Source organism: Myroides odoratus, assembly GCF_001549985.1.
In the GTDB taxonomy this organism is placed as follows: domain Bacteria; phylum Bacteroidota; class Bacteroidia; order Flavobacteriales; family Flavobacteriaceae; genus Flavobacterium; species Flavobacterium odoratum_A.
This window is the reverse complement of record NZ_LROZ01000001.1, coordinates 545,445-571,065: the sequence shown is the minus strand read 5'-3', so window position 1 is coordinate 571,065 and position 25,621 is coordinate 545,445. Positions and strand designations below refer to the sequence as shown.

At 35.8% G+C, this 25,621-nt stretch carries 27 protein-coding genes and 1 tRNA gene; 18 read left to right on the top strand and 10 right to left on the bottom strand.

What is annotated here, in order from left to right; all coding sequences use genetic code 11:
* From AWV75_RS02610 to AWV75_RS02545, 14 genes are all read left to right on the top strand, one after another.
* The gene (locus tag AWV75_RS02610; RefSeq protein ID WP_060872875.1) at positions 1-420 is read left to right on the top strand and encodes a hypothetical protein; all 420 of its coding nucleotides are present in this window, start codon (positions 1-3) and stop codon (positions 418-420) included.
* 1 nt (position 421) lies between these two features.
* Entirely contained in the window at positions 422-766 is a 345-nt protein-coding gene (locus AWV75_RS02605) for a hypothetical protein (protein ID WP_060872874.1), read from the top strand.
* 167 nt (positions 767-933) lie between these two features.
* Positions 934-1,116, top strand: a complete 183-nt coding sequence (locus AWV75_RS18650; RefSeq protein ID WP_156424159.1) for a hypothetical protein — start codon at positions 934-936, stop codon at positions 1,114-1,116.
* A 1-nt stretch (position 1,117) separates the two neighbouring features.
* Positions 1,118-3,217, top strand: coding sequence for a hypothetical protein (locus AWV75_RS02595; RefSeq protein WP_060872872.1), 2,100 nt, complete (start codon positions 1,118-1,120; stop codon positions 3,215-3,217).
* A 1-nt stretch (position 3,218) separates the two neighbouring features.
* Positions 3,219-5,192: a hypothetical protein gene (locus AWV75_RS02590; protein WP_060872871.1), complete on the top strand. Its 1,974-nt coding sequence runs from the start codon at positions 3,219-3,221 to the stop codon at positions 5,190-5,192.
* 104 nt (positions 5,193-5,296) lie between these two features.
* Positions 5,297-6,436 (top strand): hypothetical protein, encoded by a 1,140-nt coding sequence (locus tag AWV75_RS19075; protein ID WP_060872870.1) that lies wholly within the window; start codon positions 5,297-5,299, stop codon positions 6,434-6,436.
* Positions 6,436-7,989: a hypothetical protein gene (locus AWV75_RS02580; RefSeq protein WP_060872869.1), complete on the top strand. Its 1,554-nt coding sequence runs from the start codon at positions 6,436-6,438 to the stop codon at positions 7,987-7,989. The genes AWV75_RS19075 and AWV75_RS02580 overlap by 1 nt, the downstream gene beginning before the upstream one ends.
* Positions 7,990-7,994: 5 nt before the next feature.
* Positions 7,995-8,198, top strand: a complete 204-nt coding sequence (locus AWV75_RS02575; protein WP_060872868.1) for a hypothetical protein — start codon at positions 7,995-7,997, stop codon at positions 8,196-8,198.
* Positions 8,189-9,229, top strand: a complete 1,041-nt coding sequence (locus AWV75_RS02570) for a hypothetical protein (RefSeq protein WP_060872867.1) — start codon at positions 8,189-8,191, stop codon at positions 9,227-9,229. Before AWV75_RS02575 ends, AWV75_RS02570 begins: the two co-directional genes overlap by 10 nt.
* Positions 9,230-9,234: 5 nt before the next feature.
* Positions 9,235-10,452: a hypothetical protein gene (locus AWV75_RS02565; protein ID WP_060872866.1), complete on the top strand. Its 1,218-nt coding sequence runs from the start codon at positions 9,235-9,237 to the stop codon at positions 10,450-10,452.
* A 1-nt stretch (position 10,453) separates the two neighbouring features.
* Positions 10,454-10,984, top strand: coding sequence for a hypothetical protein (locus AWV75_RS02560; protein WP_060872865.1), 531 nt, complete (start codon positions 10,454-10,456; stop codon positions 10,982-10,984).
* On the top strand, positions 10,971-11,501 hold the full coding sequence (locus AWV75_RS02555) for a glycoside hydrolase family 73 protein (RefSeq protein ID WP_060872864.1): 531 nt from the start codon (positions 10,971-10,973) through the stop codon (positions 11,499-11,501). The genes AWV75_RS02560 and AWV75_RS02555 overlap by 14 nt, the downstream gene beginning before the upstream one ends.
* Positions 11,498-11,953, top strand: coding sequence for a hypothetical protein (locus tag AWV75_RS02550; RefSeq protein WP_060872863.1), 456 nt, complete (start codon positions 11,498-11,500; stop codon positions 11,951-11,953). Before AWV75_RS02555 ends, AWV75_RS02550 begins: the two co-directional genes overlap by 4 nt.
* A 40-nt stretch (positions 11,954-11,993) precedes the next feature.
* The gene (locus tag AWV75_RS02545) at positions 11,994-12,557 is read left to right on the top strand and encodes a super-infection exclusion protein B (RefSeq protein WP_060872862.1); all 564 of its coding nucleotides are present in this window, start codon (positions 11,994-11,996) and stop codon (positions 12,555-12,557) included.
* Positions 12,558-12,640: 83 nt separating this feature from the next.
* Here the strand turns inward: AWV75_RS02545 and AWV75_RS02540 are convergent.
* From AWV75_RS02540 to AWV75_RS02525, 4 genes are all read right to left on the bottom strand, one after another.
* A tRNA-Ser gene (locus AWV75_RS02540) sits at positions 12,641-12,725 on the bottom strand.
* Between the two features lie 4 nt (positions 12,726-12,729).
* Positions 12,730-13,758 (bottom strand): asparaginase, encoded by a 1,029-nt coding sequence (locus AWV75_RS02535; protein ID WP_060872861.1) that lies wholly within the window; start codon positions 13,756-13,758, stop codon positions 12,730-12,732.
* The gene (locus tag AWV75_RS02530) at positions 13,748-14,884 is read right to left on the bottom strand and encodes a 1-acyl-sn-glycerol-3-phosphate acyltransferase (protein ID WP_060872860.1); all 1,137 of its coding nucleotides are present in this window, start codon (positions 14,882-14,884) and stop codon (positions 13,748-13,750) included. The genes AWV75_RS02535 and AWV75_RS02530 overlap by 11 nt, the downstream gene beginning before the upstream one ends.
* 53 nt (positions 14,885-14,937) lie before the next feature.
* Positions 14,938-15,708 carry a TatD family hydrolase gene (locus AWV75_RS02525; protein ID WP_060872859.1) on the bottom strand — a complete coding sequence of 257 codons (771 nt, stop codon included), beginning with the start codon at positions 15,706-15,708 and terminating at the stop codon, positions 14,938-14,940.
* An 80-nt stretch (positions 15,709-15,788) separates the two neighbouring features.
* On the opposite strand from AWV75_RS02525, the gene AWV75_RS02520 reads away from it, so the two are divergent.
* On the top strand, positions 15,789-16,226 hold the full coding sequence (locus AWV75_RS02520) for a retropepsin-like aspartic protease (protein ID WP_060872858.1): 438 nt from the start codon (positions 15,789-15,791) through the stop codon (positions 16,224-16,226).
* A gap of 2 nt (positions 16,227-16,228) precedes the next feature.
* On the opposite strand, the gene AWV75_RS02515 is transcribed toward AWV75_RS02520, so the two are convergent.
* Positions 16,229-16,798, bottom strand: coding sequence for a DUF3109 family protein (locus AWV75_RS02515; RefSeq protein WP_060872857.1), 570 nt, complete (start codon positions 16,796-16,798; stop codon positions 16,229-16,231).
* Between the two features lie 307 nt (positions 16,799-17,105).
* Here AWV75_RS02515 and AWV75_RS02510 point away from each other — a divergent pair, with 307 nt between their 5' ends.
* The 3 genes from AWV75_RS02510 to AWV75_RS02500 all read left to right on the top strand — a co-directional run bounded on the left by AWV75_RS02510 (position 17,106) and on the right by AWV75_RS02500 (position 19,307).
* Complete coding sequence (locus AWV75_RS02510; protein ID WP_060872856.1) at positions 17,106-18,110, top strand: OmpA family protein; 1,005 nt, start codon at positions 17,106-17,108, stop codon at positions 18,108-18,110.
* Between the two features lie 379 nt (positions 18,111-18,489).
* Positions 18,490-18,684 carry a hypothetical protein gene (locus tag AWV75_RS19070; protein ID WP_060872996.1) on the top strand — a complete coding sequence of 65 codons (195 nt, stop codon included), beginning with the start codon at positions 18,490-18,492 and terminating at the stop codon, positions 18,682-18,684.
* An 8-nt stretch (positions 18,685-18,692) separates the two neighbouring features.
* A complete protein-coding gene (locus AWV75_RS02500; protein WP_060872855.1) occupies positions 18,693-19,307 on the top strand; it encodes an FAD-dependent oxidoreductase in 615 nt (204 codons plus the stop codon).
* Between the two features lie 196 nt (positions 19,308-19,503).
* Here the strand turns inward: AWV75_RS02500 and AWV75_RS02495 are convergent, their stop codons facing one another.
* From AWV75_RS02495 to AWV75_RS02475, 5 genes are all read right to left on the bottom strand, one after another.
* Positions 19,504-19,887: a DUF805 domain-containing protein gene (locus AWV75_RS02495; RefSeq protein WP_060872854.1), complete on the bottom strand. Its 384-nt coding sequence runs from the start codon at positions 19,885-19,887 to the stop codon at positions 19,504-19,506.
* A gap of 161 nt (positions 19,888-20,048) precedes the next feature.
* Positions 20,049-21,014 carry a PCMD domain-containing protein gene (locus tag AWV75_RS02490; protein WP_060872853.1) on the bottom strand — a complete coding sequence of 322 codons (966 nt, stop codon included), beginning with the start codon at positions 21,012-21,014 and terminating at the stop codon, positions 20,049-20,051.
* A gap of 4 nt (positions 21,015-21,018) precedes the next feature.
* Positions 21,019-22,740, bottom strand: a complete 1,722-nt coding sequence (locus AWV75_RS02485) for a phosphoethanolamine transferase (RefSeq protein WP_060872852.1) — start codon at positions 22,738-22,740, stop codon at positions 21,019-21,021.
* Between the two features lie 10 nt (positions 22,741-22,750).
* Positions 22,751-23,899, bottom strand: coding sequence for a BamA/TamA family outer membrane protein (locus AWV75_RS02480; RefSeq protein ID WP_060872851.1), 1,149 nt, complete (start codon positions 23,897-23,899; stop codon positions 22,751-22,753).
* A 31-nt stretch (positions 23,900-23,930) separates the two neighbouring features.
* Positions 23,931-25,124 (bottom strand): aromatic amino acid transporter, encoded by a 1,194-nt coding sequence (locus AWV75_RS02475; RefSeq protein WP_060872850.1) that lies wholly within the window; start codon positions 25,122-25,124, stop codon positions 23,931-23,933.
* Between the last annotated feature and the right edge of the window lie 497 nt (positions 25,125-25,621).

The following is a 25,621-nucleotide window of genomic DNA, read 5'->3' as shown; positions in this document are numbered from 1 at the left end:
ATGGCGAGTGAAAAATTTTATAAAGGAAAGAAAGTGCGTATTTCCTTAGATGGAAAAACGCTTTATCATGCTACTTCTTGTAAGGTTGATATTTCAACTGAATTAGAAGAAATAGCAACAAAGGATACAGATGGAAAAATTAGCGTACCAGACGGGTATTCATGGAGCGCATCAACAGAAGCTTTGGTTGCAGACAAACCTGCAAATTCAACACAAGCTGATGCGATGGATTTAATCGATTATCAATTGGAAGGAAGAGAACTAGATTTTGAATTTACAACATCGGTAACAGGTGATTTCTTATTAAAGGGAAAAGTATTGGTTTCTCAAGCTTCTGTTGATGCGTCAACAGGATCAGCGTTAAAAGGTTCATTTAGTTTTGTTGGCCAAGGAGATTTAACAAAAGAGGTGGTTGTGTAATATGAAAAGGCAAATTAAAATAAGTGTTGAGGGTGTAGATGTAAATCTGCACTTTCCTTTTTCTGTTCTATTTAAGCTAGGAAAAAGATGGAGAATTGAATCTGTTAATGGGATTCTTGAAAAAGTAGTTAAGGTGTGTGCTGTTGCGGATGGTGATATTAGTTTAGAGGCTTTGGATGTGCTTTCAGATATTTTAATGGAATGTTCGGAAGATAAAATTAGCAAGGACGATGCTTTGAATTACTTAGGTAGTAATCCTGAAATTATTGTTCAAGTTATTGAATTGTTAATTGAATCTATTTCGTCTCCAGGAGGTGAATCAAAGCACAATGATTTGGGAAAGTAAATAACCTCACCTGGGATGATTATGAGCAATTAGCCTGTGGTGAGATTGGCTTGCAGTTGGATTATTTCTATACATTGACTTTGCGACAATTTTCTAATATCTGTCAAGGGTATTTTAAAAAGAAAATCTTCCAACAAAATGAAGCATTAATAAGAGTCCGTAAAATAATGTACGCATGTCTTTTACCATATCAAAAAAAGGGATTTAAAGAGCAAGATTTATTCTTATTGGATTTTGAAAAAGAATTGGATCCGTTAGTTGATTTAGAGGAAGAAATGAGAGAAGTAGAGGAGCAAAGAATGTATTGGGAAAAGGTAGATAAACAAAGAGAATTAAATAACAAAGAGTGATATGGCAGTAGCGTCAATAAATGTAGGTTTTCAGGTTAATGTAAAGGAATTGGCTGATAAATTAAATCAAGCAGCTGCTAAGCTAGAGGAGCATAAAGCGAGGTTTGAAGAGATTGGAGATGCTATTGGTAAAGCGGGAATGTACGTTGGTCGTTATGTAGATCAAATGGCAGGAACCGTTATTTCAACAATAGGTGGTGTAGTTTCCTTTATTCCAGAAATAGTATCAGGAATTTCTAAGTTAAATGCTGTGATTGCAGCGAACCCATGGATAGCTTTAGCTACTGTTATTACGGCAGCGGGTACAGCTCTTTACTTTTTTACAAGAAAAGGCAGTGAAGCAGCTCAAATGCAAAAAATGCTAAACGATGTAAATGCTGAAGCGTTGAAGAATACAGCAAAAGAACGTGCGGAATTAGATTCGTTGTTAGTTATTGCTCAGGATGAAACCGCCTTAAAAAAAGACCGTTTAGATGCGATAAAAAGATTGAATGAGGTTTCTCCTCAGTATCTAGGAAATATAAATCTAGAAACCATTAATACAAAAAAAGCGACTGATGCGATTGAGCAATATATAGATGCTTTAAACTCTAAAGCTAGAGAACAAGCTTTGGTGACAAAGAAAACGGAGCTTTTTCAAAAAAAAATTGAGCTTGAGACAAGTAAGTTAGGTGAAACGGGGTTTTTGCAAGATGCTTCAGATTCATTTTTCTCTTTTTTAGGTGTTCAATCTGATATCGTATTTTCAACTAAGCAAGAAATTTTAGATTATGCAAAATCTTTAAATAAAACTGAGGAAGAGACAAAAAGACTATTGGCTGTTTATGAACCATACTTAAAACAAAGGGAAAAAGATTTAGCGATGTATGATAAGCAAATTGCATCATTGGATAATTATGCGAAAGCAGAAAGAAATAGAGCAGGTGTGGTTAAAGATTCAAGTCAAAACACCATCTCATACTATGAAGAGCAAATTAAGTCATTGCAAAAACTTCAAAAGGAAACGGCTAAGTCGCCTGATCAATACAAAGCGATTCAGAAACAAATTGATGAGTATAAATCTAAAATTTCTGATATAGAAGGAGGGGCTTCTGTTTCGAAACAAAGTACGAAACATCTTGAAGCAATCAAGGTCGATACAATCAAGTTTTATGAATCTCAAATAAGTGAATTAAAAAAATACCAAAATGAACAAGCCTTAACCGCTTATGAGTTTAATGCTACTGCTGTTCAGATTGAAACAATTCAACAAAAGATTGATGCTATTACAGGAAAAAGACAAAAAGCAACTACGGTAACGGTTGATTATAGTCCAGCGATAGAAGGTTCAACAGTTGCATTAGAAAAGCAAATTAAAACATTAGAGAAACAACGTGAAGCTATTCGGGTTGTTTTTGGTGAAGCTAATATTGCATATCAAGCCTTGTCTAATCAAATTAAAGACATTGAATTTAAGATTAAAATAGATATTGAGGAATCAGGTTTAAATTTAAATCAATTTAAAGCTTCGTATGAAAATTTTCAGTCTTATGTAGAGTCGCAGTCGCAAATTAGTAGTGAAGCGATTAGAAAAGAGCAAGAAAATGCTCAAATGTATGCAGGAATTGCTAGCGATGCATTTGTGGCTTTTGGAGATTCCTTTGTTCAATCAATGGGAGAGGCGCAGAATGGGTTAGAATATTTTGGACAAGCAATGATGCAAGCTGTAATAAAGATTATAGCTATGGGAATGGCACAATCAATGTCTAACACTGTTGTTATTGGGACAGAATCAGCTAAAGGATTTGGTCCAATGGCAGCTTTCGTTTTGCCAGGTTTGATAGCGGCTGCTATGGCTGCTGTAATGGGGGCTTATTCTCAGGTTCCCAAATTTGCAGATGGAGGGGTTGTATATGGTCCTACTTTAGGATTGATGGGAGAGTACGCTGGAGCAACTAATAACCCTGAAGTCATTGCTCCTCTGAATAAATTAAAAGAATTAATTGAACCTGTAAGTAGCGGTGTAACTCAAATTTTATTAGGAGGCAAATTGGTCGCTAGTGGAAGTGATTTACAGTTAGTGTTAGATCGTTACGCAACAAAGAGTAAAAGAACAGGGTAATATGAAGCAGGTTGTAATAAAAATAGTTGATACACAACGTAATATTATTGTTCAGGCTATAGATTCAACGTTTTTTCCATTTGAAACTATTGAGAATCAAGCAGCGAAAAGCTCTATTAAACTTACGTATGAAGGGGCTGATGATAAGTATCAATCCTTAATGACTTCGTCTTTAGTATTTGATTTATTGGTTAAAGATGGAGCTGATGGTAAGTTTTATCATTTGTTTACAGGGTCCGAAACTAGATATCGGGTTGATTTAACAGATGAAAATAATGTACTCTTATGGCGTGGTTTTCTATTGCCAGATCAATATTCTGAACCTTATAAGTCTCCTACTTTATTTGTTTCAATGACTGCAACAGATGGTATAGCAACGCTTGAGGGAAAAGATTTTCCCGATAACAGTTACTATTCCCAAGATAATTCAATTATAAGTTACCTGTGTAAAGCATTAGAAATGACAGGGCTTAAACAAGATTTGTATTTCTGTCCTTCTATTGTTGCTGGGAATGGTTTCCGTTGGGATGAAATTTATGTAAATGGCAGGTTGTATACTGATGATTATGAAGAGGATGAATTTGGGATAAGTGATACTTGGGAAAAAGATACAGTCTATGATGTTCTTGAAAATATTGTACATGATTTAGGTTGTAAGTTATATACTTATAATGGGAAATGGTGGTTGATTGGTATCAATCAACAGCATAAAGAACAATTGTCTTGTTTCCGTTATGGGTACGATGCAACTTACAAAGGTATCGAACAAGTGTCTGTTCAGAATAAGAAACTAACCTTTGTAGCGGATCCATTAGTTTCAGTTCAATCACCTTGGAAAAGAGTAGAAGTATCAGCTTCTTATGATGCGGATAAGGAGGTTGTAAATGAGAAGTTCTATGAAAAGGATCAGACTATTTTCACTAATGATCCTTATGTTCATTGGAATAGGATTAACTGCGCTATTAATGAAATCCCAACTGAAGGTAAATGGTTTTATGAGTTTACCTATCCTGGGCAAACATTACCAAATATAAATCCTGGATGGCCTAGAGTAATCGGCCCAGCTGGATGGAAAATTGAAAGCAATATTCGAGGTTCTTATATTGAGTTATTAAATCCTATATGGATTGAAAAATCAGATTCACAGTGGGAATGGAAAAATTTGGATTTTGAATTAGAGTTAGTTGCTTATACAGGTAATGGCACTAAGGAAAAGTTCGATAATAAAGAATATGAAAATGTAATGCGTTATGAGTTATTGCTTGGTAATGAAGTTCTTAATTCAAATTTCCCTGATTCCGATAAATACAAAGATTCTGTATTGGATTTAAGATTTTCTCAAGGGCGTAATGAGTGGAAAGATGATAATAATACTGGTGTTAATCGTGTATGGGTGGAAAAGAGAAGTTCGTTGGAAGGCAAAGTAAAGAAAAAACATTTGCTTCTTAATAAGGGTGGATGGTTGCAATTAAGGCTTTATCCTCCGGCGTTACTAAACAATTTTTCTCCTACTTTTAATGATATAGGTATTGCAAAATTATCCATTAAGGTATCTGCGAAAAATAAATTCCTTTCTAACAAGATTCGTCAAATTGATTATTCAACAAAAAAGACAGTAGGGCTATTTCATATTGACAATGCGCAAGATAATAGTTTTAAGAAATTTATTTTTAAAAGAGCGGGTGTTAGTGAACAAAAGTCATGGCGTCAAAGTTGGAAGCGAAATGGAGTAAATGAAAGTTTGAGATATGGGGAGTGTTTTGCTCGCATGATTCATGATGTACAACCCAAGCCACATATTAAAATCGATGGTCGAGCTGTAGGTGTTTATGCTCCTTTGAATTTGTTTGAATTTCATTGGCGTGAAAATAAAAAGTTTATTCCTACTCGTATTGAGCTTGATTTTTCAGAAGGTAGAACGGAGTTGACAATGATTGAAAATGTATTTGAACATGTTACAGATGTATATTGGTGATGATTGGGTTCGACATATTATATTTATTCGTGTGCCAGGCGAACCATTCGGCCCTATAACAAGAGAAAGAATTTATTGTGTAGATGAATATTGTGTAGAAGATTATGTCAGATAGAATAGTATACAGAAGGGAGAAAGGAAGGCAATTATTGTCAGCTGAAGTCGATGGGAACTTCCAATACCTAGATGAAAGAATTGATAAAATTGCTCAAAAGGACTATTTCATATATGATGCGGGTTATTCATTGTCTAATAGTAATGTATTAATCAATCCTCGTTCTAAATGGTTGATTGGTGGTTTAGAATTAGAGAATACAGTTGAGTTTACATTTAATATTCCTCGCGCAGATTGGACTAAATATCGAGTGGATATTGTGGTAGCGAATGAAAACGGTTCGTTTGAACTCATTACCGGAATTGAGAGTTTAGAAGGTTATGTTGTTCCGCGTATAGTTGGAAACTTTTTGCCTTATCTCTATTTATATGTGAGTGATGCAGGTTTGCAAAATGTAGGATCAGAAGCTGTAGGAGATTTTGTTTCTAAACTCTCGTATCGATGGATTCAAGTTGATCATCGCGATAAGCTTCTAACTGCTGATGTGAATGAGCGAAACATTAATATCATTGGAGGTAATAGTTTTATTGATGGAATTATGAATGGTATTTTTGGGATTGCCATTGATGAAAATTATCCTGATGGTTTTGAAGTTTCAATTAGAAATAAAAGAACGCATTATTTAACGATTATACATGATGCTTTAGGAGTTGCTTTTCCAATTAAGTTATACACCCAAAAGAATTACTTTCTGAGGCCAAATGAAACTATTGTTCTAAAATATGTCAAAAATGAAGCGTGCTTTGTTGTAAGTGGAGGATTGGATATCCAATTGACTTACCAAAATGTGGATGATATCCTGGGAACTGATTCACTGCACTTATTCATAGATTCTTCAGAAGGCGAAACCATCGCAGCAGATAATCTCCAAACTACTTTAACGGCAACCGTAGAGCGCTATTTCAATGATTTCACAAACGAAGTTGTCTCTTGGCAATGGTTTAGAGAATCAGGTGATACACAAGAAGATCGCGATTCGGATGCTATTTGGTCGCAAGGTAAAACAGAACGAATCATTCACTTAACAGCAGCTGACTTTACACCCAATATTTACTCAAGAAGTATTGTATTTGTATGTCAAGCAATTATACAAAATCAACGTTTAACCGCACAAACAAACATAGGATAATGAAACAAGGAGTTTTAAATATAAAAGTAGATTACAAACCACTAGATACGTACAAAAACGTTACAGTTAGAAGTGGTTCAAATAGGCAAAATTACAACGCTAACACGCGTTATTTTGAGCCAGACAGAAGGATTGACCCTTACGTAGTATTGGTTGAATGTGGTGTAAACGATGTGCATAATATCGTTTCAGGATTAGTGAATGCAAATCTAACGGATGTAAGTTGGAAGCAATTAACTCCAGCTGGTTATAAAGATATTTTAAACACGGACAAGGAGTTTAAAATAGGAACGGGAGCTGATAAAGGCAAAATCACCATCTTTAAAAACGTGAGTGATATTGAACCGGTGACTATTTTATTTACAGCAAGATTCATGGATAACACAACAAAACGCGTGGTAAACTTTCAAGAATCGTTTAACCTAATTACGCTTCCTGTTGCAGAATCACCGGTGCTTTTGGAAACATCTGCGCCTGTTGGCTATAATTTATTCCCAACAGAAAACAACCAGGGACTTATCTGTCAAGCTGATTTATATCGAGGTAAAGACAAAGTTCCTGCAGCTTATTGGTGGTATTCAAATGGTGTTTTAATTCAATCAAGTGGTGGATTTGAAGGATACTATACCAATAAGTTATTCGCAAAAGCTTCAAGAATTGTAAAAGAAGGATTGATCGTAAGTGTTGAAGTTGCTGATTGTTCAGAGTATTTAAATGGCTTAATTATGGATAAAGTAGATAAAGATCCTGAGGTAATCCAGTGGAGAGAATTATATCAAATGAATGGAGAGAATTATTATACTAAGTCAAATGATTGGATAAAAGCATGGATTACAACAACTCCTCAGATATCGTCAGCTAATGATTCAGCTTTGTTTGCAATTCCGATTCCTAAAGGCAAAGAAAGTTGGACTATTAGTGGTAATGCTTCAGGTTCATCAATTCTTAGAAGTGGCTATATTAAAAATTCTGTAATAATTGGATCTGAAGTTTTTGAGTCTAATCGAAATACTAGTTTTCCTAGAGTAATTGAAGTATCTGATGATGCGACTTATATTGTTGTTCAAGTTGCTCAGTCTTATGCTGATATCCTTAAAGAAACATTAAAATTAGAAAGAGGAAAAATTTCTACTCCTTGGTCTCCATCTAAACAAGATTTGCAAAATTTGATTAATCAAAAAATAGAGTGTTATAAATCAAATACCTCGTTACCGCCAAATTATCGTCCTAGTCGAAACTCATCTCTAAAACTGTATAAGTCAGATTTCATGTTGATGAAAAAATTACCAGGTTACACTGAAGAGATTTTATATCCAACTTCTGTATCACCAGAAGCAAGCTCTGTGCAAGTGGAAATGGTGTTGAATACCAATAATGGTGTTATACAACAACCGGAGCAATTCTTATCTGTGGGATGGCTCAAACAAGCTAACGGGACTTTTAAATATAAAGGATTCAAAGTAAATATCTCAATTGCGGATATCAAGGCTTTAAACGAGGCAAACAAGCAATTGGATTATGAATTAAGAGAAGATTTAACCTTAAAACCATAGCTGCTATGAAGTATGTAATAATGAATGAGGAATTGGCTATCGAAAAAGAAGTCATCCCTGCAGATCACTACTTTCTTCAAAAAGAAGGAGAGGTAATTTTTAAAAAGGATATGTTGACTATCTACAGTCAAAAAGGAAATCAAATCGATTTTGAATATGAAGAATTAGAAACCGCGCAAGCATTAAATATTATTGACTCATGGAATTAGTAAGAGGTAAAAGAACAATTAAGATAGGTAAGAAAGGAGATACGATATCTTCTTCTTTGATTGCTGATAAACCACTTGTTGCAAAGTATCAAAATGGAGTTGTTGTAGGGAGCTGGGTAAATGAAGCAGAACAGCGCACGGTGTATGCGCAAGTATTAACCTCACTTACTAATACTCCACTTTCAACAGCTCAATTAACTGCTAATGTATGGAAATTTAACGGGCAAGTAATTGGTGATACAGATGCACGATTTGAAAAAACAACGTACAATATTGGTTCAATTCAAGTTCCTGCATTAAAGATTAAAGCAGATATTATGAATAATATCGATACGACTAGTTCGATTGAGTTCAATGCTAATGCGTACACAGGGGGCTACACAACAGCAATTGCGGCACTAATTAATGTAGTAAAGGAAAATATAAGCGCGAACACTTATACTGCCTACATCGTTGATGCAAATGGTCGAGGGGCAACGATAACAACAACCTATCCGTCGGTAACACTAAAAGCAATTTTGGAAAAAGGAGGAATTGCCGTAACAGAAGGAATTACGTACCAATGGTATAAAAGTACCTTGGACGAAACAGAAGACTTGGCTAATGATTCTATCGCAGACAACCGCATGTTGTTGCCAGGGAAAACACAGCAAACAATAACGCTTACTGCAGCAGATATTCAAACGTATGATACCTATATTGTTGAGATAAAAGAAAACGGTCAATTGGTAAAATCAGCGATGATGTCTGTACGTGATGAAACTGATTCATTGGAACTCATGTATAATGTGGAAGGGATTGAGGACGATTTACAACCTGGGGGATCAATTAAATACACGCCAAAAGTTGTGTATAGAGGAACAACAACGCCTGCATCAGGCTCTTGGATTTACAAATATCAAAAGGTTAAAGTGGATGGAACAAGTGTTGGAGCGCAAACAAGCGGAACATCGGTAACGGTTTCTTATGGAGAAATCGAAGCTGCAGGAGTGAGTGAAATTAGTGTACTGTTCGAAGCAACTGAAAATTAAAGACTATGGGGCAAGTTAATGGATCAAGAACAATAAGGCTTAGAGAGCGCATCAAATCGGTGCGCATTCAGGCTACAGGTACACAGTTTCAAAACAATACACCTTCAACTATTACTTTAAAGGCAGTTGCAAACAATTTTGAAGCGATTAGCTATGCTTGGTATAAAGGAACCGGAACAACAATTGTAGGAACGAATCAAAACTTTGTTATAGCACATGATCAAGTCTCAACAGTTGAAACCTATCGCGTTGTTGTAAAAAATAATCAAGATCAAGAGTACGAAGATTCAATCTCAATTTCTAAAGTTATAGACGGCCCACAAGGTCGTCCAGGGCAATTACCTATTCAACGTGAATGGGTAGCTGGTGATGTTTATCGAAATAATGAAGAAGTAGTTGATTATGTATATCATCGTGCAACGGATAGTTGGTGGAAACTAAAGCCGGGGTATAACAATGTGACTGCGCAAATTAATCCAACAAACGAATTCATCCGGTTGAACTCTATGGAGCAGTTAGCTGTGAACCTTTTAATTGCTGAAAATGCAAACATTGCGGGTTTTGTTTTTAAAGATCAAAAGATGGTGAGTCAATCACCAAGTCCATTGAATCCAAATTTAACCTTGGATGGTGTTAATGGTCAACTCAAAGCGTTAGCAGGGCAAATTGGAGAATTTCAGATTAATGAAGGGCTAGAATACAACAAACAAGGGTTTAAGTTTATTGATTCACAATTAAGAGCCTATCAAAAATTTTTCAGATTTGATAGAGATGGACTCAAATTAATTAATGATGATTGGTACACGGGAGCATTTTGTGCTGAATTATCAAATGGCAGTCTAGTTTGTGTGTCTGGAAACAATCATAACGTAAAATATGAGGTGTCTACAGGCGGGGTTGATTATTATTTAAAAATATTTGGTGAAGGAAAATTCCGAGATGAAACATATAAAGCTGCCCTGTGGATTCAGGCAGTTTCTCAGGCAGTTGATGCTATATTAATTGAAAAAGGAATGATTTCACTAAAAAAAGGAGGTATTCGTGTGCGTGATGTTAGTAGTAAGTGGATTGCAGGAGGTGGTCATGCACTATGGGCAGATAAAGGAGATATCAACCTTGTTGAAGGAAATTATTGTGCAAATGGAATGGTTGGAAAAACTGGGGTTTTAAATATTTCAGGCTTCAGAATACAAGTTGAAAAAGGAATAATAGTTGGTTGGTAGAATGAAGTATTTAATCGATTTACAAGAATATCTGTTGTATAATCTGCAACAGATTGGGGTGAGTGTAAAATTATCAGGAGTAGTGGGAGTATTAGCAGTTGTTGTAGGAAATGTATCTGGAGTATTTACGCAGTGGTGGAGTGAGAATATCGATTATGTTGTAATTGCTTTGGGATTAGTTGCAGTTGATCATTTGTTAGGTTCAGGAGTGCATCAATGGTTGAAGAAGGACTTTCAATGGGCAAAGAATATTATTGGTTTGCTTATTAAACTATCCATGGTCCTTTGTGGTGGGTTAATCTTTGAAGGATTGGCACATATTACCAAAGAACAAGATTTAGTCTATACTTATCTTAAAATGACAACGCGTTTAATTGTATGTATTTATCCTGGACTATCTGCAATGCGAAACATGAACCTGGTTACGAGAGGAGTTTTTCCTCCAGCTGCATTAGTAGGAAAGTTTGATAGCTTCCAAAAGGATTTAAGTGTTGAAAAATTAAAAAAAGGAAAAGAAAATGAAGGAGATTAATTTTGAAGTATTTGAAGCGTTGTCACTCGACAATGCTTTAATTTTTGTAAACCAGTATAAAGCAGCTGCTAAAGAAATTGAGAAACAAACAGGATTGAGTTATATCGCAATTTTAGTGCAAGCAGCACTTGAGAGTGGTTGGGGATTGAAAGTTGTCGGAAATAACTTCTTTGGTATTAAATGGACGGGGAAAGGGGAGAAGCAACTCGTTACTACAACTGAAATCCTTTGGAGTGCTAATGCACAGTTTCCAGTTGTTCTGTCAATGACAAAGCGTGCAGATGGAAAATATGTGTATAAAGTGAAAGATTACTTTAGGAAATACGATACACCGGAACAAAGTTTCCAGGACCATGCTTTATTCTTTCAAGAGAATAAACGTTATGCTAAAGCTTGGAAGGTTCGTGGGGATTACAATCGCTTCTTTGAGGAGGTTGCCGAGGCTGGATATGCAACGGCAGATAATTACGCTGACTATTTAAAAAGCGTAGCTAAATCGGTAATTAAACGTTTATGAGAGTAGTGGTTGTATTGTTGATTGCGTTGTTAGGATTGGCAGCGCAATCTTGTGGATCTCGTAAAGTTGAAAAACATAGCAAGTCATCTTTGGAGGAAACGAGCACTTCTCTCCAGGAACAAACAAAAGTTACCGAGATCCAATTTGACCGTAAGAAGGTATTTGAGATTATGAGAGAGCTAAATGTTCGCAATGGTTCCATTACTTTTAATCCGGATGGTTCTGTCACGGCTAAGGGTGATGAAATTGATTTGAGTAGTAAAGATGCTGGTGAGGAATTGGAATCTACGAAAATAAAAGAGGAAAATGCTCAGTTGAGTTTTGATCAGGATGAAAAGAAAACTGAAGAGGAAGATGGGAAGAAAGTTGATCGAAAGCAGTTTGGTTGGTGGGGGATTGTAATATTGGTGTTTATAATATTGGTGTTTAGTTTGAAAAATAAATTGTTCTAGATTTTTATTCTAAAGAATTCTTAACTTTGAAATAAAAAAAATGAATATAAGCGATGTATTAAGTGTTATAAAATTAAAACCAAAGTTTATTTTTATACTTAGTGTGTCTTCTGGAGTTATTTTATTTATTCCGAAAGACTATAAAAAAACCTTATCGCTAGATTTTGAAGGGATTTATAATAATATTCTAGGCGTTACATTTGTTGTGTCAACTATTCTTTGGCTATATATTGTAGGAGAGTTCATTTATAATAGAATTAACCGATCTATTAGAAGTAACAAAATGGGAATTAAGGTAGAAAATAAAATTATTGAGATGTTAAATGAATTAAGTGTAGACGAACAGAATATTTTAAGTCAGTTTTATTTTGAAGATAAAAAAGTTTTGAAACTAAATGTTTTTGATCCTATAATAAATGAAATGTGCAATAAATCAATTTTAGATATAGTTTGTATGCCAGGAACAAATAGTTACGAAATTGGGCATGAGGGGACTCCGGTAAAAATAAATGAGTTGGTTAGGAAGCGTATTAGGGTGACAATTATTGAGAGACAACCAAATAAAGGATATAGCTATCGATTTGGTGTTTTAGAGTCTAAATAATTTAAACTATACATCTACTATACGAATATGATGAAACAAAAAACACAATCACCTTATTTATAGGTAATTGTGTTTTTTTGTAGCAGAGAGGAAGGGATTCGAACCCTCGATACGTTGCCGTATACACACTTTCCAGGCGTGCGCCTTCGACCACTCGGCCACCTCTCTCTATTTATACTTCCATTTCGCCACAAATCGGCGTTTCGAAAGCGAATTTAAAATCTTTAATATTGGGTTGAGCCAATAAGAACATCAATTTGGTAATGGCTGCTTCTGTTGTAATATCTTTTCCAGAAATAACACCAATTTCTTTCAATTCTGTACTCGTTTCATATTTCCCCATCATGACACTACCACTAGAACATTGGGTTACATTGATCACCTTTAGTCCCTTTTGGGTAGCACAACGCAAGGTTTCTAAGAACCAAGGTTCTGTAGGCGCATTCCCCGAACCATAGGTCTCTAGGATAATCCCCTCTAAATTAGGAATAGCTAAAATAGCTTCCAAAACTTGTTGTTGAATACCTGGAAACAAACGCAAGATCATCACATTGCGCGACATCTTTTTGTGTACAGTCAGCGGCAAAGATAGCGGTTTTTGTAACAATAACGAATGGTTGATGCGTAAATTCACCCCTGATTCTGCCAAATGTGGAACATTGGGTGAGGTAAAGGCATTAAATAACTCCGCACTTACTTTGGAGGTGCGGTTTCCGCGGTATAATTTATATTCAAAATACAAACAAACTTCCTGAATAACAGGGGTATTGTTTTCTTGTAAAGCTGCAATTTGAATAGCCGTAATTAGATTTTCCTTTGCATCTGTGCGCAAATCTCCAATAGGCAATTGAGAACCCGTTAAAATGACAGGTTTGTGAACATTCTCCAGCATAAAACTCAAAGCCGAAGCGGAATACGACATCGTATCTGACCCATGTAAAATGACAAATCCATCAAAACGGTCGTAATTATCTTCAACAATGCTCGCCATTTGTACCCATAAATCCGGTTGCATATCCGAAGAGTCAATCGGTACATCGAATGAATAGGTTTCTATAGCACAATCCAACAAATGCAATTCGGGAATGCGTTCAACCAATTGATTAAAGTTAAACGCGCGCAGAGCACCCGTTTTAAAGTCTTTAACCATACCGATTGTCCCGCCCGTATAGATGAGTAAGATAGTAGGCTTATTGTTCATCTTGTAATTTTAATTTATTCACAACAGGATTTGCATACATCGCTAAGAAGTTGTCTACCACTTTTTGCTCCTGTTTGTTTACGCGTAGCTCTAAACGACGTTCAAACAACTGTTTTTCCTTTTCACTATAGCGATCCGCAAATTTGTTGGTATTATTTAGAATATCGTAGGCAATATAATTCGTCGGCCATAGGTGGTAATTGGTGATAATCGAATGATCAATCACTTGAGCCAAGGCCTGTAATTGTTTATTAGGTTTATCTGCAATGGCCTTGATTTGGTCTAATTCCGTATCAATCACATCGCCAACGTGAATGTGAATCCCTTTCTTTTGACCGATAATTCCACTGTATAAATTGACAAAATCCTCATTTTTTTCCTTGATGTATGCTTCATTATTTGCAATAGCTAATAATTGAGGCATCTTCAAAGCATCTGTAGGATCATACTCATAAGAAATAGAAACAGGAACGATTTTCAACTGCTTGAAATAATCCATCAAGTTTTCGTCACCTGCATCCATACCGAGCATTTTTAAAACGCCTGTATGGGTAGCATCATTGCCATCTTTCGTTCTTCCTTCGCGTTGTGCAATCCACACCGAACGATTTTCCTCCACAATAAGACTGTGAATGTATTCGGACATCAAACGAGAACTTTCTAATAATTCTCTTGGTGTTAGTTTACGGCGAACTAAAAAGTTGCGGTTTACTTTGGCTAAAGCCAATAAAAAAGACTTCTGTACCAAGTTGTCTCCAACAGCAGAAGCAGTCATGGTTAAGCCGTGATCCTTTAAGGTTACATTCAATAAAGACGTATCCATGATGATATCACGGTGATTGGAGATATATAAATAAGCCGTATCTTTTTCTAACTTCTCAAAACCAGAAGTTGAAAGTCCATTCGAACTTTTTTCTAAGATGCGCAGAATAGAATAATAGGCAAATTCCTCTTGAAATTGCTGTATTGAGGTTACTTTGCTCAAATCTTCCATCCATTCCTGTTCGGTTTTATTTGGAAAAGTAAAACCCATTAACGCTTTGACCATAGGGTGTTTAGAGATTCTTTGTAGAACCTCATTAACCTCGTGATCATGGTAATGGCGTATTGAATCAAACTTAGACATTAGTGTTTTAAATATTTATGTAAACTTAAATGTTATGTTTCTATGTTGTACAATTAGATGCCAAAAACTGCTTTTGAATTTGCAGTCGTTTGGTTTGCAATTGTTTCTAATGGAAGTTCGTATAGCTCTGATAGCCTTTCTGCTATGTTGAGAATATAAGCACTTTCATTTCTTTTGCCCCGAAAAGGCACTGGTGCAAGATACGGAGAATCAGTTTCTAATACGATATGCTCTAACGGTATTTTGTTTAAAAATTGATCAATTTTTCCGTTCTTAAAAGTTGCTACACCGCCAATTCCCAGTTTCAGGTTGTAACTCAGGGCTTGTTGGGCTTGCTCTTCGGTTCCCGTAAAGCAGTGAAAAATACCCCGAAGTTCGTTGTCTTTTTCGAGTTCTAAGACTTCAAAAACTTCATCAAAAGCATCTCTACAGTGAATATTAATTGGCAATTGATGCTTTTTCGCAAGCTGAATCTGCCGCTGAAAGGCCTCTTGCTGGATGGATAACGTAGTCTTATCCCAATATAAATCCACGCCAATTTCCCCTACAGCATAGTATTTCCGACGAGCTAACTCCTGTTCTACAAAGGCAAGCTCTTGCTTATACGTCTCTGGTTTTACATCCGTAGGGTGTAAGCCCATCATCAAGAAGATGCAATCAGGAAACGCCGCTTCCAAATCAAACATCGCCTGTGCGTAGCTTGAATCGATAGCAGGTATAAAAAAACGCGTAACTCCATTTGATATTGCGCGATTTATTGTTTCTTTGCGATCTTCCGCAAATGCATCTGAATAAAGATGTGTATGAGTATCGGTAAAAATCATGCTTTGGTAATATTCTACAAAGTAGTATCTTTCAAACTACAAAAGTACCTTATAAAAAGTATTAAAACTAAACTTAATTGATGGAAAACTATAAAGATTGGTTAAAAAAAGAACGCTATAAACAAATTCGCTTCAAAATAGCGAGAACAAACCACCTTTTTGTACGTGTAAAAGTAAATGGAGTATGGGGAGATTTTATCTTAGATACGGGTGCTTCTAATAGTTGTATCGATTTTCAAAGTATCGACCATTTTAATTTAACTACTTCGGAGTCAGAAACAAAAGCATCTGGTGCTGGAGCAAATGGGATGCTGACTCAAGTGAGCTACCATAACGAAATTCAAATGGGACGATGGAAAAAAGATAACTTCAATTTTGTCTTGTTGGATTTGAGTCATGTGAATACCGCACTCACAGAGTATAAAACCAAAAATGTACACGGAATTATAGGGTCTGATGTGTTCGCATTGGGTCAAGCAATTCTCGACTACGGACAACAGACCCTATACGTGAAGTAAGTCTATTTCTTATAGTATTCTTTGGCTACTAATTCTAGTTCTTCGTACCACTCAGAACCATATTTGCGCGTCAAAGGATCTTTTAAAAATTTGTATACTGGAACTTCTAGTTCTTTTCCTAGCGCACAAGCATCACTACAAATATGCCATTTGTGGTAATTTACTGCAGAAAAAGAAGAATATTCCTTGATTCGAATAGGGTATAGGTGACAAGAAATCGGTTTTTTCCAATCGATTTTCTTTTCTAAATAGGCTTTTTCAATCCCACATAAAGCCATGCCATTGTCATAAATAACATAGGCACATTCTCCACCGTGAATTAATGGGGTTTCATATTCCCCATCTTCCCCTAGGATATAGGTTCCTTGTTGTTCAATCGCCGCAATACCTTCAGGACGTAAATAAGGTTTTACCGTTTCAAATATTTCATCTAAAATAGCAGTTTCTTCCTTCTCTACGGGGGCTCCCGCATCTCCATCAATACAACACTGACCTTTACAAGCCGTTAGGTTGCACACAAATTCTTTTTCTAAAATATCTTCCGATACTAAGGCTGAGCCAATTTGAAACATGTTTTATTTATTTTTTGAGGCTACAAAATTACGAATCTTTCATGGATGTTGACCGATTCAGCTAATTCAACCCCTATTTTATAATGATACTAAATTAATTGCTTGATTTTGAGCCTCTATTTAGGCTGATTGTGTAAGGAATCAAAACCCGATAGAAAGAAAAAGTGCGAAATCAAAACCGTTATACTGCTAAATTTCGCAAGAAGATGAGGGGTTGAAATAAAAAAATGATTTCTTAAACAAGAATATATTGCATGTTTCAAAATTTAAATCGACTTTTAATGGATAAACTAAAGACAATAAAAACATGAAAAAAATAGCATTATTGTTTGTTGCAGGAGTAGCTTTTATCTCGTGTAAACAAACGCCAAAAGAAGAGCAAGTACCTGGGGTAGAACAACAGGAGGAGGCTACAACAACAGCTGCGGAATCAGCACCAGCGGTAGAGACCACTCTTGATTTAACCAAGATTCCATATACGACAGCAGATATTGGTGATTTTCCTTACTTAGCTTTACCAAAAGGGATAAAAGAATTAAATAAACCTTTGTTGAGGGAGTTTGACGTTTGCCTTTTCCCTGTAAATGGGGTGATGACTGAAGTAGAAGGACGATTATATAAAGCTAACTTAACAGCTGTAAATGGCGAGCAATTTTCCGAGCGCTTTTTTAGACGCAGCATGGAGGATTATTTGAAATCAATTGGAGCAGTAGAAATCTTTGACGGCAGTATTACACAAGAAGAATATGACCGCTACAATCAGTTAGATCCACATAAAGGAGATGAAGGAGATATTGGATATGCAGGAGAGCCAATTAAGTTTTATATCATTCGTCATAAAGAACAGGGAGATATCTATATTCAATATACAGCAAACAATGCAGCAGCTAAATTGAATGTACTGCAAACCAAAGCATTTGAACAAACCATGACAAAGATTACGGCAGATGAAATTGCTAAATCATTAGCGGATACTGGAAAGTCGATTTTGTATATCAACTTTGATCACGATCAATCGACAATTACTCCAGAGGGAAAAGAAGTCGTAAATGAGATTACAGCAGCACTACAAAAAAATGGTCAATTGACGATTACAATTGAAGGGCATACTGATAATGTAGGAGATGCAGCACACAACAAGAAATTATCAACTGCTCGTGCACAAGCCGTAAAAGCAGCTTTAATCGAACAAAAGATTGCTGCTACACGCTTAACAGCAGAAGGTTTTGGCGCTGAGCGCCCGCTAGTAGCAAATGATTCAGAAGCTAACAGAGCCAAGAATAGAAGAGTTGAATTAAGAAAGACAAATTAATAGCCAAAGGCTCCCTGAAAAGGGAGCCTTTGTTGGATAATAAAGGGAAGAAATCGCTTTGGTTTATGTTAAAAACCCCTTTTTTGTAGACGTTAATTTTTAGGTAAGATGAAATAATGAAGAGGTTAAATCTTCTGGAAAAAGAATTAGTTACAAAATAACAGGATCTAAAAATCAGGAATAAGAAGGAGGAGAAACTTCTCTAAATGGGAGGGAATAAAATGGAAAGTTCTCTTTTTGTGCGTTTTGTGAAGGAGAAAAAGAGGTAAATATTCAAACGATAGCGTTGTTAAATTATATAGTAGGAATGTTAAAGAGGCTTCTACGTGATTTTTATTTTGTACTTTCGGACAATAGAATTAAAATCTTTTTAGAAATAATGAAAATATTCAGTTACATTATTATTGCATTTGTTGTTGCCTTAATTGTATTAAATATCACAATGCTTGATTTTAATAACTTATTTCAAGGGGACAGTTTGATTGCTATAATTGGTATTGTAGCACTTTTATGCGCAGTTTGTATTCTGTTGATTTACAGAACTTCAAAGTTAATTGACGATAAAACAAAATAAATCAAAAGATGTTGGTTTATGATGTTTTAATTATTGGAGGAGGTGTCTCTGGTGTTTCTTGTGCCCAAGTGTTAGGTAGCGCTGCCAAAAAAGCTTTTATGGAAGGAAAGACAATTGGTATCGTGATGCACCAAAAGGCAAGTATGTTACAAGATGCCGTTTTTAATAATGCATTCGGTATTCAACCGGGCACTTTAGGAAGTGATTTACTTACGCAAGCCAAAGAAAATTTGAAAATCTATGCTCACGTGACTCAAATAGAGGGAGAGAAGGTAAGCAGTGTACAGAAAAATTCAGCACAGTTATTTGTTGTAGAAACGAATAAAACCGAATATGTAGCGCGTATGGTGGTCATAGCTGTTAATTCAAGTAATACGTTTGCCATTGAGGGATTGATGGACTATGTGGAACCCCACAAAAAATCTATTCCCACGAAGAATAGAATTCAATTGAAAAATATAGATCACCTTGTAGCCGAGGGGATTTATGTAGCAGGTACGTTAGCGGGACACCGCAGTCAACTTGCTATTGCAGCTGGAAGTGGCGCTGCTGTTGCAACAGATATCCTGACCCTGTGGAATGATGGTGTTGAAACACATAGCCATGACAGTATTAGAAAATAATAATATTAGATCATTTTAGTACCTAAAAGGATATTCTTCGGAATGTCCTTTTTTTGTTTCTGATGAACGAAAAAGTGAACGTCCCTCCTAGTTAAAAATAAACTAGGACTACCTGATAGCAGATAGTCCTAGTTTTATTTTTCATTACAATTGTAAATAAAGAGAAGATCGTTTATGCGTTATCTTCTTCTGAATTTTATCTTTCTCCAGTTTTTGGATCACTACCAAATTCATTATCACCAACTGTACCATCTAAACAAGCAAAGTAAAGTACGACGAAAGCACCGATTCCTGTTAACCCTAATAACATCCACCATCCACTTTTTCCAGTATCGTGTAAACGACGCGCTAAAAGTCCTAATGAAGGTAGTAAAACTGCTAAACTGTAAATATAACCTGTAAAGCCTATTCCAATCTTTCCTAAGATTGAATCAACAATTCCTAAAACAATTGAAATAATCACACTAACCAATGTAAATGACCAATATTCTCTACGTCTAACACGTCCATTAAAATCTGTATAGTGATTTTTTAAAATATTGATAAAGTTCTCTTTTAACGTAGTAAAATTCAATTCCATGTTTTTTTTATTTATGTTTTATGAGGACGAATGTAAAATTCTTTCTCTAAAGTGTTGCAAAGAAGGCTTAAATTTCACTATAAATGGGGAGTATGAGGGGGAATTGAAAAGGCTGATAAAATTAGAAATAGTGCAATCCTATGGTGCACTACTCATTCCTTTTACTGATAAATTAAGCCCACATTATCAATCCACAATCTGCTATTTTCGTTACCGATATAAGCCCCTCCATTACTCGAAGAGAATTGAACAATAAGATGGGTAACGGGATCATCAGCATTTCCCCAGCCCTCCTCTAAGATAGGTGTCATTTTTCCCTTACTATTGCGAGTGTAATCTGTAAATTCACCTGTGCGAAGGGCCATTTCTTTTTTGTAGATGCCTTGATTTCGGATGTCACCATAGTTGATTTGAAGTTGGAAATTGTTTTTCCATTCTTTTTCTGTTGTTGTTAGGTTGAGCCATGCTGTTCCCACGCGTTTTGCATGGACATTACCGTCCTTGTCTTCCCATCTGTTTTGCAATAATATGCGAATCTCCGCCTTGTCTTTTTGATTCAAAACAGTGCCTTTACCCATGCCGTTTACTCGACTAGAAGTCCCACCTGTAGTAACTTTATAATCAAATTGTAAAGCCTTAGGTTTTTTGGTAAAGGGAATTCCCGTGATGAGCTTGCTTTGTGGGTTCTTTGTATCAGTAATGGGTTCTAACATCTCTCCTAGAAATATTGTTCCACTAGCCAAAACATTAATGTTGATAACACCTAGTACTCTAACACGTTCGATTTTCGTCTCTAAACGAGCCGCATAGCCACTGCCTCTTTTTTCTGGAAATACTGTAACACTACCTTTGGTAATACCACTTACAACAGCTAGTACAGACGAAGTAGCCCAAGGAGAACGCGTGTTCTTATAGGGCGTATTGTCTTTGAGTGTATCTTTGGTGTCATTAATCGAATAGAGGTAACGCATGTTTCCGCCAATCAATAATGATTCCTTAATCTCTCGTACTTGCCAGTGGTTCATATTTCCAAAAGGAAGTAATTCGAAACGCTCTTTTTGTGCCCAAAGACTCGTGGATAACAAAAGGCCAATTAGTATAGGAATCAATCGTAAATAAGTCTTCATATTTTTATTTTTTTAAATTCAATTTTTTTATTTGTTCAAAATCTTCCGCTTTTAAATTCATCTGTTGATAAGGAACTGCCAAGTCATGATCATTTAGATACTGTCGAGGTATTGCCTTAAACTGTGGATGAACAAGAGAAAATTCTCGTTTTAGGTAAGGGGTTTGTATATCAGCCGCATCAAGTAAGGTGTGAAAAATAACATGTGTACTGATGGGGTCTTTTTTGCGTTGTTGGGCGAGTTGATATTGCTCTGGATGCGCATCAATAAAGGAGTCCGAAAACCACAAGAAAAAGGGAATATGCAATTGGTAATAGGACGGTGTCGGAGAGGAATGTAAGAATAAACCGCGATCATCATCAAATAAATCTTCTCCATGGTCGGAGGTGTATAAAACCAAACTTGGGATATTAATCTGCTCTAAAGCCTGTAAGGTAGAGGAAAGAAAATAATCCGTGTACAAAATACTGTTGTCATAGGTATTGACTAGCTGTTCTTTTTGTCTGCGACTTACGGCTGTTAAGTTATCAGGGGTAAATTTTTGATACGCTAAAGGATAACGCTCTTTGTAATTAAAGTGCGAACCATAGCTATGTAAAATAATAAATAAATTACCCGTGGTTTTTTCAATTAAATTCATCATAATCGGAATCAAATCTTCATCTGGACGATTCACGGTTAATCTTGTTTTAGGATCTGTCGTGCGAATCGTTTGATAGATATCTGCTTCTTTGGTGAAATATTCAATAAAAGAATTGTTCTCCGATTGATTGGATAGACAAATTGTGGTAAAACCAGCTTCTTTAAAGGCTTGTGCAATACCCTTTCTTTGGTAAATCTCTTGGTAATTGGTTGCATTGACATCCGATAAAATCATGGATACACTTTTGTGTGTTGTATTGGATTGAGTCAAGGCATCTTGATAAAATACGGTGTTCTGTTGTTTTGATAAATGAGGGGTTGTTGGGCGGTCATAACCATAAACCTGCCAATTATGTGCTCGACTAGTCTCTCCTACAATTAAGACAAAAATTTGGCGCTGATCCTTAGTTGAAGTTGAGGTGCTGTTGAAGCTAAAACCCTTAGATGTTTCAGGATAAGCCTGAACTTTTTTCCACTTGTTGATGGCAAAATTTAAATTGTAATATGCATTGATGGGATATACATCTATCGTAAAATCAAAAGTATTGCGATTGGTGTTTTTGGCCCCTAAGGACAAAAGGAGTGAACCAATTAAAATCGCTATACCAGCGATCAACGCTTTGGTTCGAAAGTATTTAGGTAAGTATGTTTTTCTCTTCCATTGGAGGATAGCCCAAATAATAGTAGGAATATACAACACACAAACAAAAGCAATCGAGGGAAGTAGACTTCCCAATAGTTCCGTAATTTCAGAGGTGTTGGTTGTAGCGACATTGAGGTACATATCAACTGCAATTACATCTTCTCCAAATAAATAGAATAAAACAATTTGAAAGGCGTGAATAAATAATACAGGAAACAAGAGAATCTGTGTGCGCCCCATATTTTTAAACAAAGAAAAAACAAGAAGATATAAACTCAAAGGAAAGAAGAATACGGTTGCTTTTCCCAAGAAATTGAGTGGTTGGAATAAAGCAAAATATAGAGAGGGCACCATATTGACAAATAAGTAAATATAGAATAGGGCCACCGCATTTGTACTCAGTCTACCTAATAGACTTCTTTTTTGTATTTGTTCACGCATAAATAGTATCTTAGAACGCTTCGTTTATATTAAAGTAGAAGCCACTTTGTCCTTTGGCAATTCCATAATCGAAGCGAATGTTTACTCGATTTTTAAATTCCCAACGATAACCGATGCCATAGGTAGGCAAAGCCTCCGCCCAGTTGACGTCTTTAAATTTGTCAAAAATAGTACCAACTCCACCCCAAACAACTAATCCGTGGCGGTTGTATATCTTCTGACGTAATTCTACTTGTGTATTTAGCTCCTTTCGATCGCGGTATTGCCCAGAAAGATAACCGCGCATTTGTCTAGCTCCACCTAGTTGAGCCATCATATTCCAAGGAATATCCCCATTGTTGAATATTCCATTTGCATCAAATGCCAAAATAGTCTTTGGTGCTAACTGTTGAAAATAACGAGCACTTGTTTCAATTCGACTGAAGTGAATATTACTTCCTAAGGTACGGGAATAAAACGTTTGTTGGTATTGTAGGAAAATCCCTTTGCTCGGATTTGGAATAAAATCTCGGGTGTCATAGGATAGGATAAAACCACCCCCAACAAGTGTAGTCGTCAAATTTTCCTGTGGTTCAAATTCCACTTTTTCAAAATCACTTCCTTTCACATTCTGTGCAGCAAAGGTGAAACCTACATAACCGTTGTTTATTACTTCTGCTAAGAAATCCGCTTTGAGGGATAAACGATATTCTTTGTATTTTGAATATTCTCCTGAAGCTCCTGCATCATAACCAACGCCATAGTATTTACTAGGCATATAGGTAAAGGACATATCCGAATTGATACGGAATTTGTCCTCTGGGAAAATAGTGCTATTTTCAATTCCAATGGCAAAGAAACCACTGGTGGTGATATTGGAATAAATAGAAACGTTAGAAGGAGATAGCTCCATGTTTTCTTGATCTAGACGATATAAACCAGAAGCGACAAGCCCAATACCTAATTTAGTATCTACAGAATAACTTGGCCCCCCAATAAAGGAGATGTCAAATTTATTTTGGGATTTATCTTTTTTTGCTTCTTCAAAATAGTGAATGATCCGCTCAAAAAACTTTTTATTTTCAAGCGTATCTTTTGGTTTATCTAGCTCCGTTTGTGCAAAGGCACCCAGGCTGCTAAATAAAATCAGCAAGAAAACGATATAGTTTATATTTCTCATGATGGATGTAAAGTGTTTGTTTTATGTTTATTTAGTGCTGTAAGGCAATTTTTATCTGTGCATAAATAATAATCGCTGCAAGGATAAAAATGAGGGTAATCAAAATAATTTGTGTAATAGGGATGGGGTGCTTGTGGTAGTTCATTGCCTTTAGATATAAATATTGAGGAATGAACAAAGCTAAAATTACCCCTGCAATTGCAGCATAACCTAGAGCAAGAATGAACCCTTCTGGGTAAAATAAAGCAAATAGCAAAGGCGGAACAAAGGTTAATAACCCCGCGAGACTAATTGTTGCAAAACCTCTCGTTTTGGGGTTCAATACATCTTTATAATAATCAAAAAGACCAATACTCACCCCTAAGAAAGAAGTTCCTAATGCGGTAGCTGCAAACAAGCTAAATAGTGTTTCAATATGGGCAGAATGTGTCATTTCTCGGATACTCAAAATAAGCCCTCTTAATTCCGAGTTTTCATTTAAAATTTGCATGAATCGAGTTTGATCGATACTTCCCATAACGACAACCTGCCAAATCAGATAGATAATTAAAGGGAGTAAACTCCCCAAAATAAAGGCACGGCGAAGTTGTTTTTTATTTCCATCAAGATAATTGACGATACTAGGGATGCTGCCATGAAATCCGAAGGAAGTAAAAATAGCTGGAAGTGCTGTTACGGTAATACCAACAGATAAAGGAGCATGGAGTAAATTAGCTTGTTGAATAAAAGGAAACAACAAAGCAACGAGTAAAACTAAGAAAATAAGTTTGGCAATAAATAAGCCTCGGGTTAACCAATCCACCCAATGAGTTCCAATGACAACAATCCCTCCAAATAGTAGGGAGAATAGCAAAATAGCGGTGCGTATATCAAAATCGGTGTCCAACAACAAATCAATATTTGTTTTGAGAATGGTTCCTCCCCCAGACATATAAGCAGCTGTAAGTCCATAAATCAAAAACATCAGGCTAAATCCTGCAAGCTTGTTGATAAAAGAACCGGTGTATTTTTTCGTCAAGGTGTTAAATCCATCTGTTGACTCGTTGTAATCGTAGATGCGAATCATAAGTAGGGCAGTATAACACATGGCAAACCAAATAATAAATAGCAATAAGGTGGTTCCCCAAAACCCAACACCTGCAGATGTTATAGGCATAGCAAGCATTCCTCCTCCAATACAAGAGCCTGCAATAATTAAGATGCTACCAAGCAATTTACTATTCATTACGTTGAAATTTAGACCAAACACAAAGATAAAAAAGCTTTTTGGCTTATTATTTTAATGTTAAGATAATTTTGTTTTATAAAAATGAGTTAATTGTTAAAAATACAACATTTAATTGGTTGAAATGCATTCTGCTTAAAAAGAGTGTCTTACGTTGTGTTTTGGAATTTGGTATTTATTTGAAGAATAAGGTGTGATTTTCTCTTTCAGGGTTAGAATATGCTATTCTTATTGATAGAGAACGTCTAATTTTTTGGTAAAATTGTTACCCTCTCTTTAAATGCTGTCTTTTGCTAGTGTTGGCGTAAAATCAAATAATCCTTAGTAAATCATCAGTTTGTAGAAGATTGAAAAAGAGGAAGTGTTGCATTTAATGTAATAAACTGTAGAAAACCCAATAGATGAAGGGAAGTTCAAGGCAATACATAGCCAATTTTACTCAGAAGAATAGAAACATCGAGGTTTAAAAAGCACTAAAAAAAACATAAAAAAAGCGT

What these genes read in the sequence shown, in the direction of transcription:
- AWV75_RS02610 (WP_060872875.1), top strand. Translation starts at nt 1, where the DNA reads ATGGCGAGTGAAAAATTTTATAAAGGAAAGAAAGTGCGTATTTCCTTA.
- AWV75_RS02605 (WP_060872874.1), top strand. Translation starts at nt 422, where the DNA reads ATGAAAAGGCAAATTAAAATAAGTGTTGAGGGTGTAGATGTAAATCTG.
- AWV75_RS18650 (WP_156424159.1), top strand. Translation starts at nt 934, where the DNA reads ATGTACGCATGTCTTTTACCATATCAAAAAAAGGGATTTAAAGAGCAA.
- AWV75_RS02595 (WP_060872872.1), top strand. Translation starts at nt 1,118, where the DNA reads ATGGCAGTAGCGTCAATAAATGTAGGTTTTCAGGTTAATGTAAAGGAA.
- AWV75_RS02590 (WP_060872871.1), top strand. Translation starts at nt 3,219, where the DNA reads ATGAAGCAGGTTGTAATAAAAATAGTTGATACACAACGTAATATTATT.
- AWV75_RS19075 (WP_060872870.1), top strand. Translation starts at nt 5,297, where the DNA reads ATGTCAGATAGAATAGTATACAGAAGGGAGAAAGGAAGGCAATTATTG.
- AWV75_RS02580 (WP_060872869.1), top strand. Translation starts at nt 6,436, where the DNA reads ATGAAACAAGGAGTTTTAAATATAAAAGTAGATTACAAACCACTAGAT.
- AWV75_RS02575 (WP_060872868.1), top strand. Translation starts at nt 7,995, where the DNA reads ATGAAGTATGTAATAATGAATGAGGAATTGGCTATCGAAAAAGAAGTC.
- AWV75_RS02570 (WP_060872867.1), top strand. Translation starts at nt 8,189, where the DNA reads ATGGAATTAGTAAGAGGTAAAAGAACAATTAAGATAGGTAAGAAAGGA.
- AWV75_RS02565 (WP_060872866.1), top strand. Translation starts at nt 9,235, where the DNA reads ATGGGGCAAGTTAATGGATCAAGAACAATAAGGCTTAGAGAGCGCATC.
- AWV75_RS02560 (WP_060872865.1), top strand. Translation starts at nt 10,454, where the DNA reads ATGAAGTATTTAATCGATTTACAAGAATATCTGTTGTATAATCTGCAA.
- AWV75_RS02555 (WP_060872864.1), top strand. Translation starts at nt 10,971, where the DNA reads ATGAAGGAGATTAATTTTGAAGTATTTGAAGCGTTGTCACTCGACAAT.
- AWV75_RS02550 (WP_060872863.1), top strand. Translation starts at nt 11,498, where the DNA reads ATGAGAGTAGTGGTTGTATTGTTGATTGCGTTGTTAGGATTGGCAGCG.
- AWV75_RS02545 (WP_060872862.1), top strand. Translation starts at nt 11,994, where the DNA reads ATGAATATAAGCGATGTATTAAGTGTTATAAAATTAAAACCAAAGTTT.
- AWV75_RS02535 (WP_060872861.1), bottom strand. Translation starts at nt 13,758, where the DNA reads ATGAACAATAAGCCTACTATCTTACTCATCTATACGGGCGGGACAATC.
- AWV75_RS02530 (WP_060872860.1), bottom strand. Translation starts at nt 14,884, where the DNA reads ATGTCTAAGTTTGATTCAATACGCCATTACCATGATCACGAGGTTAAT.
- AWV75_RS02525 (WP_060872859.1), bottom strand. Translation starts at nt 15,708, where the DNA reads ATGATTTTTACCGATACTCATACACATCTTTATTCAGATGCATTTGCG.
- AWV75_RS02520 (WP_060872858.1), top strand. Translation starts at nt 15,789, where the DNA reads ATGGAAAACTATAAAGATTGGTTAAAAAAAGAACGCTATAAACAAATT.
- AWV75_RS02515 (WP_060872857.1), bottom strand. Translation starts at nt 16,798, where the DNA reads ATGTTTCAAATTGGCTCAGCCTTAGTATCGGAAGATATTTTAGAAAAA.
- AWV75_RS02510 (WP_060872856.1), top strand. Translation starts at nt 17,106, where the DNA reads ATGAAAAAAATAGCATTATTGTTTGTTGCAGGAGTAGCTTTTATCTCG.
- AWV75_RS19070 (WP_060872996.1), top strand. Translation starts at nt 18,490, where the DNA reads ATGAAAATATTCAGTTACATTATTATTGCATTTGTTGTTGCCTTAATT.
- AWV75_RS02500 (WP_060872855.1), top strand. Translation starts at nt 18,693, where the DNA reads ATGTTGGTTTATGATGTTTTAATTATTGGAGGAGGTGTCTCTGGTGTT.
- AWV75_RS02495 (WP_060872854.1), bottom strand. Translation starts at nt 19,887, where the DNA reads ATGGAATTGAATTTTACTACGTTAAAAGAGAACTTTATCAATATTTTA.
- AWV75_RS02490 (WP_060872853.1), bottom strand. Translation starts at nt 21,014, where the DNA reads ATGAAGACTTATTTACGATTGATTCCTATACTAATTGGCCTTTTGTTA.
- AWV75_RS02485 (WP_060872852.1), bottom strand. Translation starts at nt 22,740, where the DNA reads ATGCGTGAACAAATACAAAAAAGAAGTCTATTAGGTAGACTGAGTACA.
- AWV75_RS02480 (WP_060872851.1), bottom strand. Translation starts at nt 23,899, where the DNA reads ATGAGAAATATAAACTATATCGTTTTCTTGCTGATTTTATTTAGCAGC.
- AWV75_RS02475 (WP_060872850.1), bottom strand. Translation starts at nt 25,124, where the DNA reads ATGAATAGTAAATTGCTTGGTAGCATCTTAATTATTGCAGGCTCTTGT.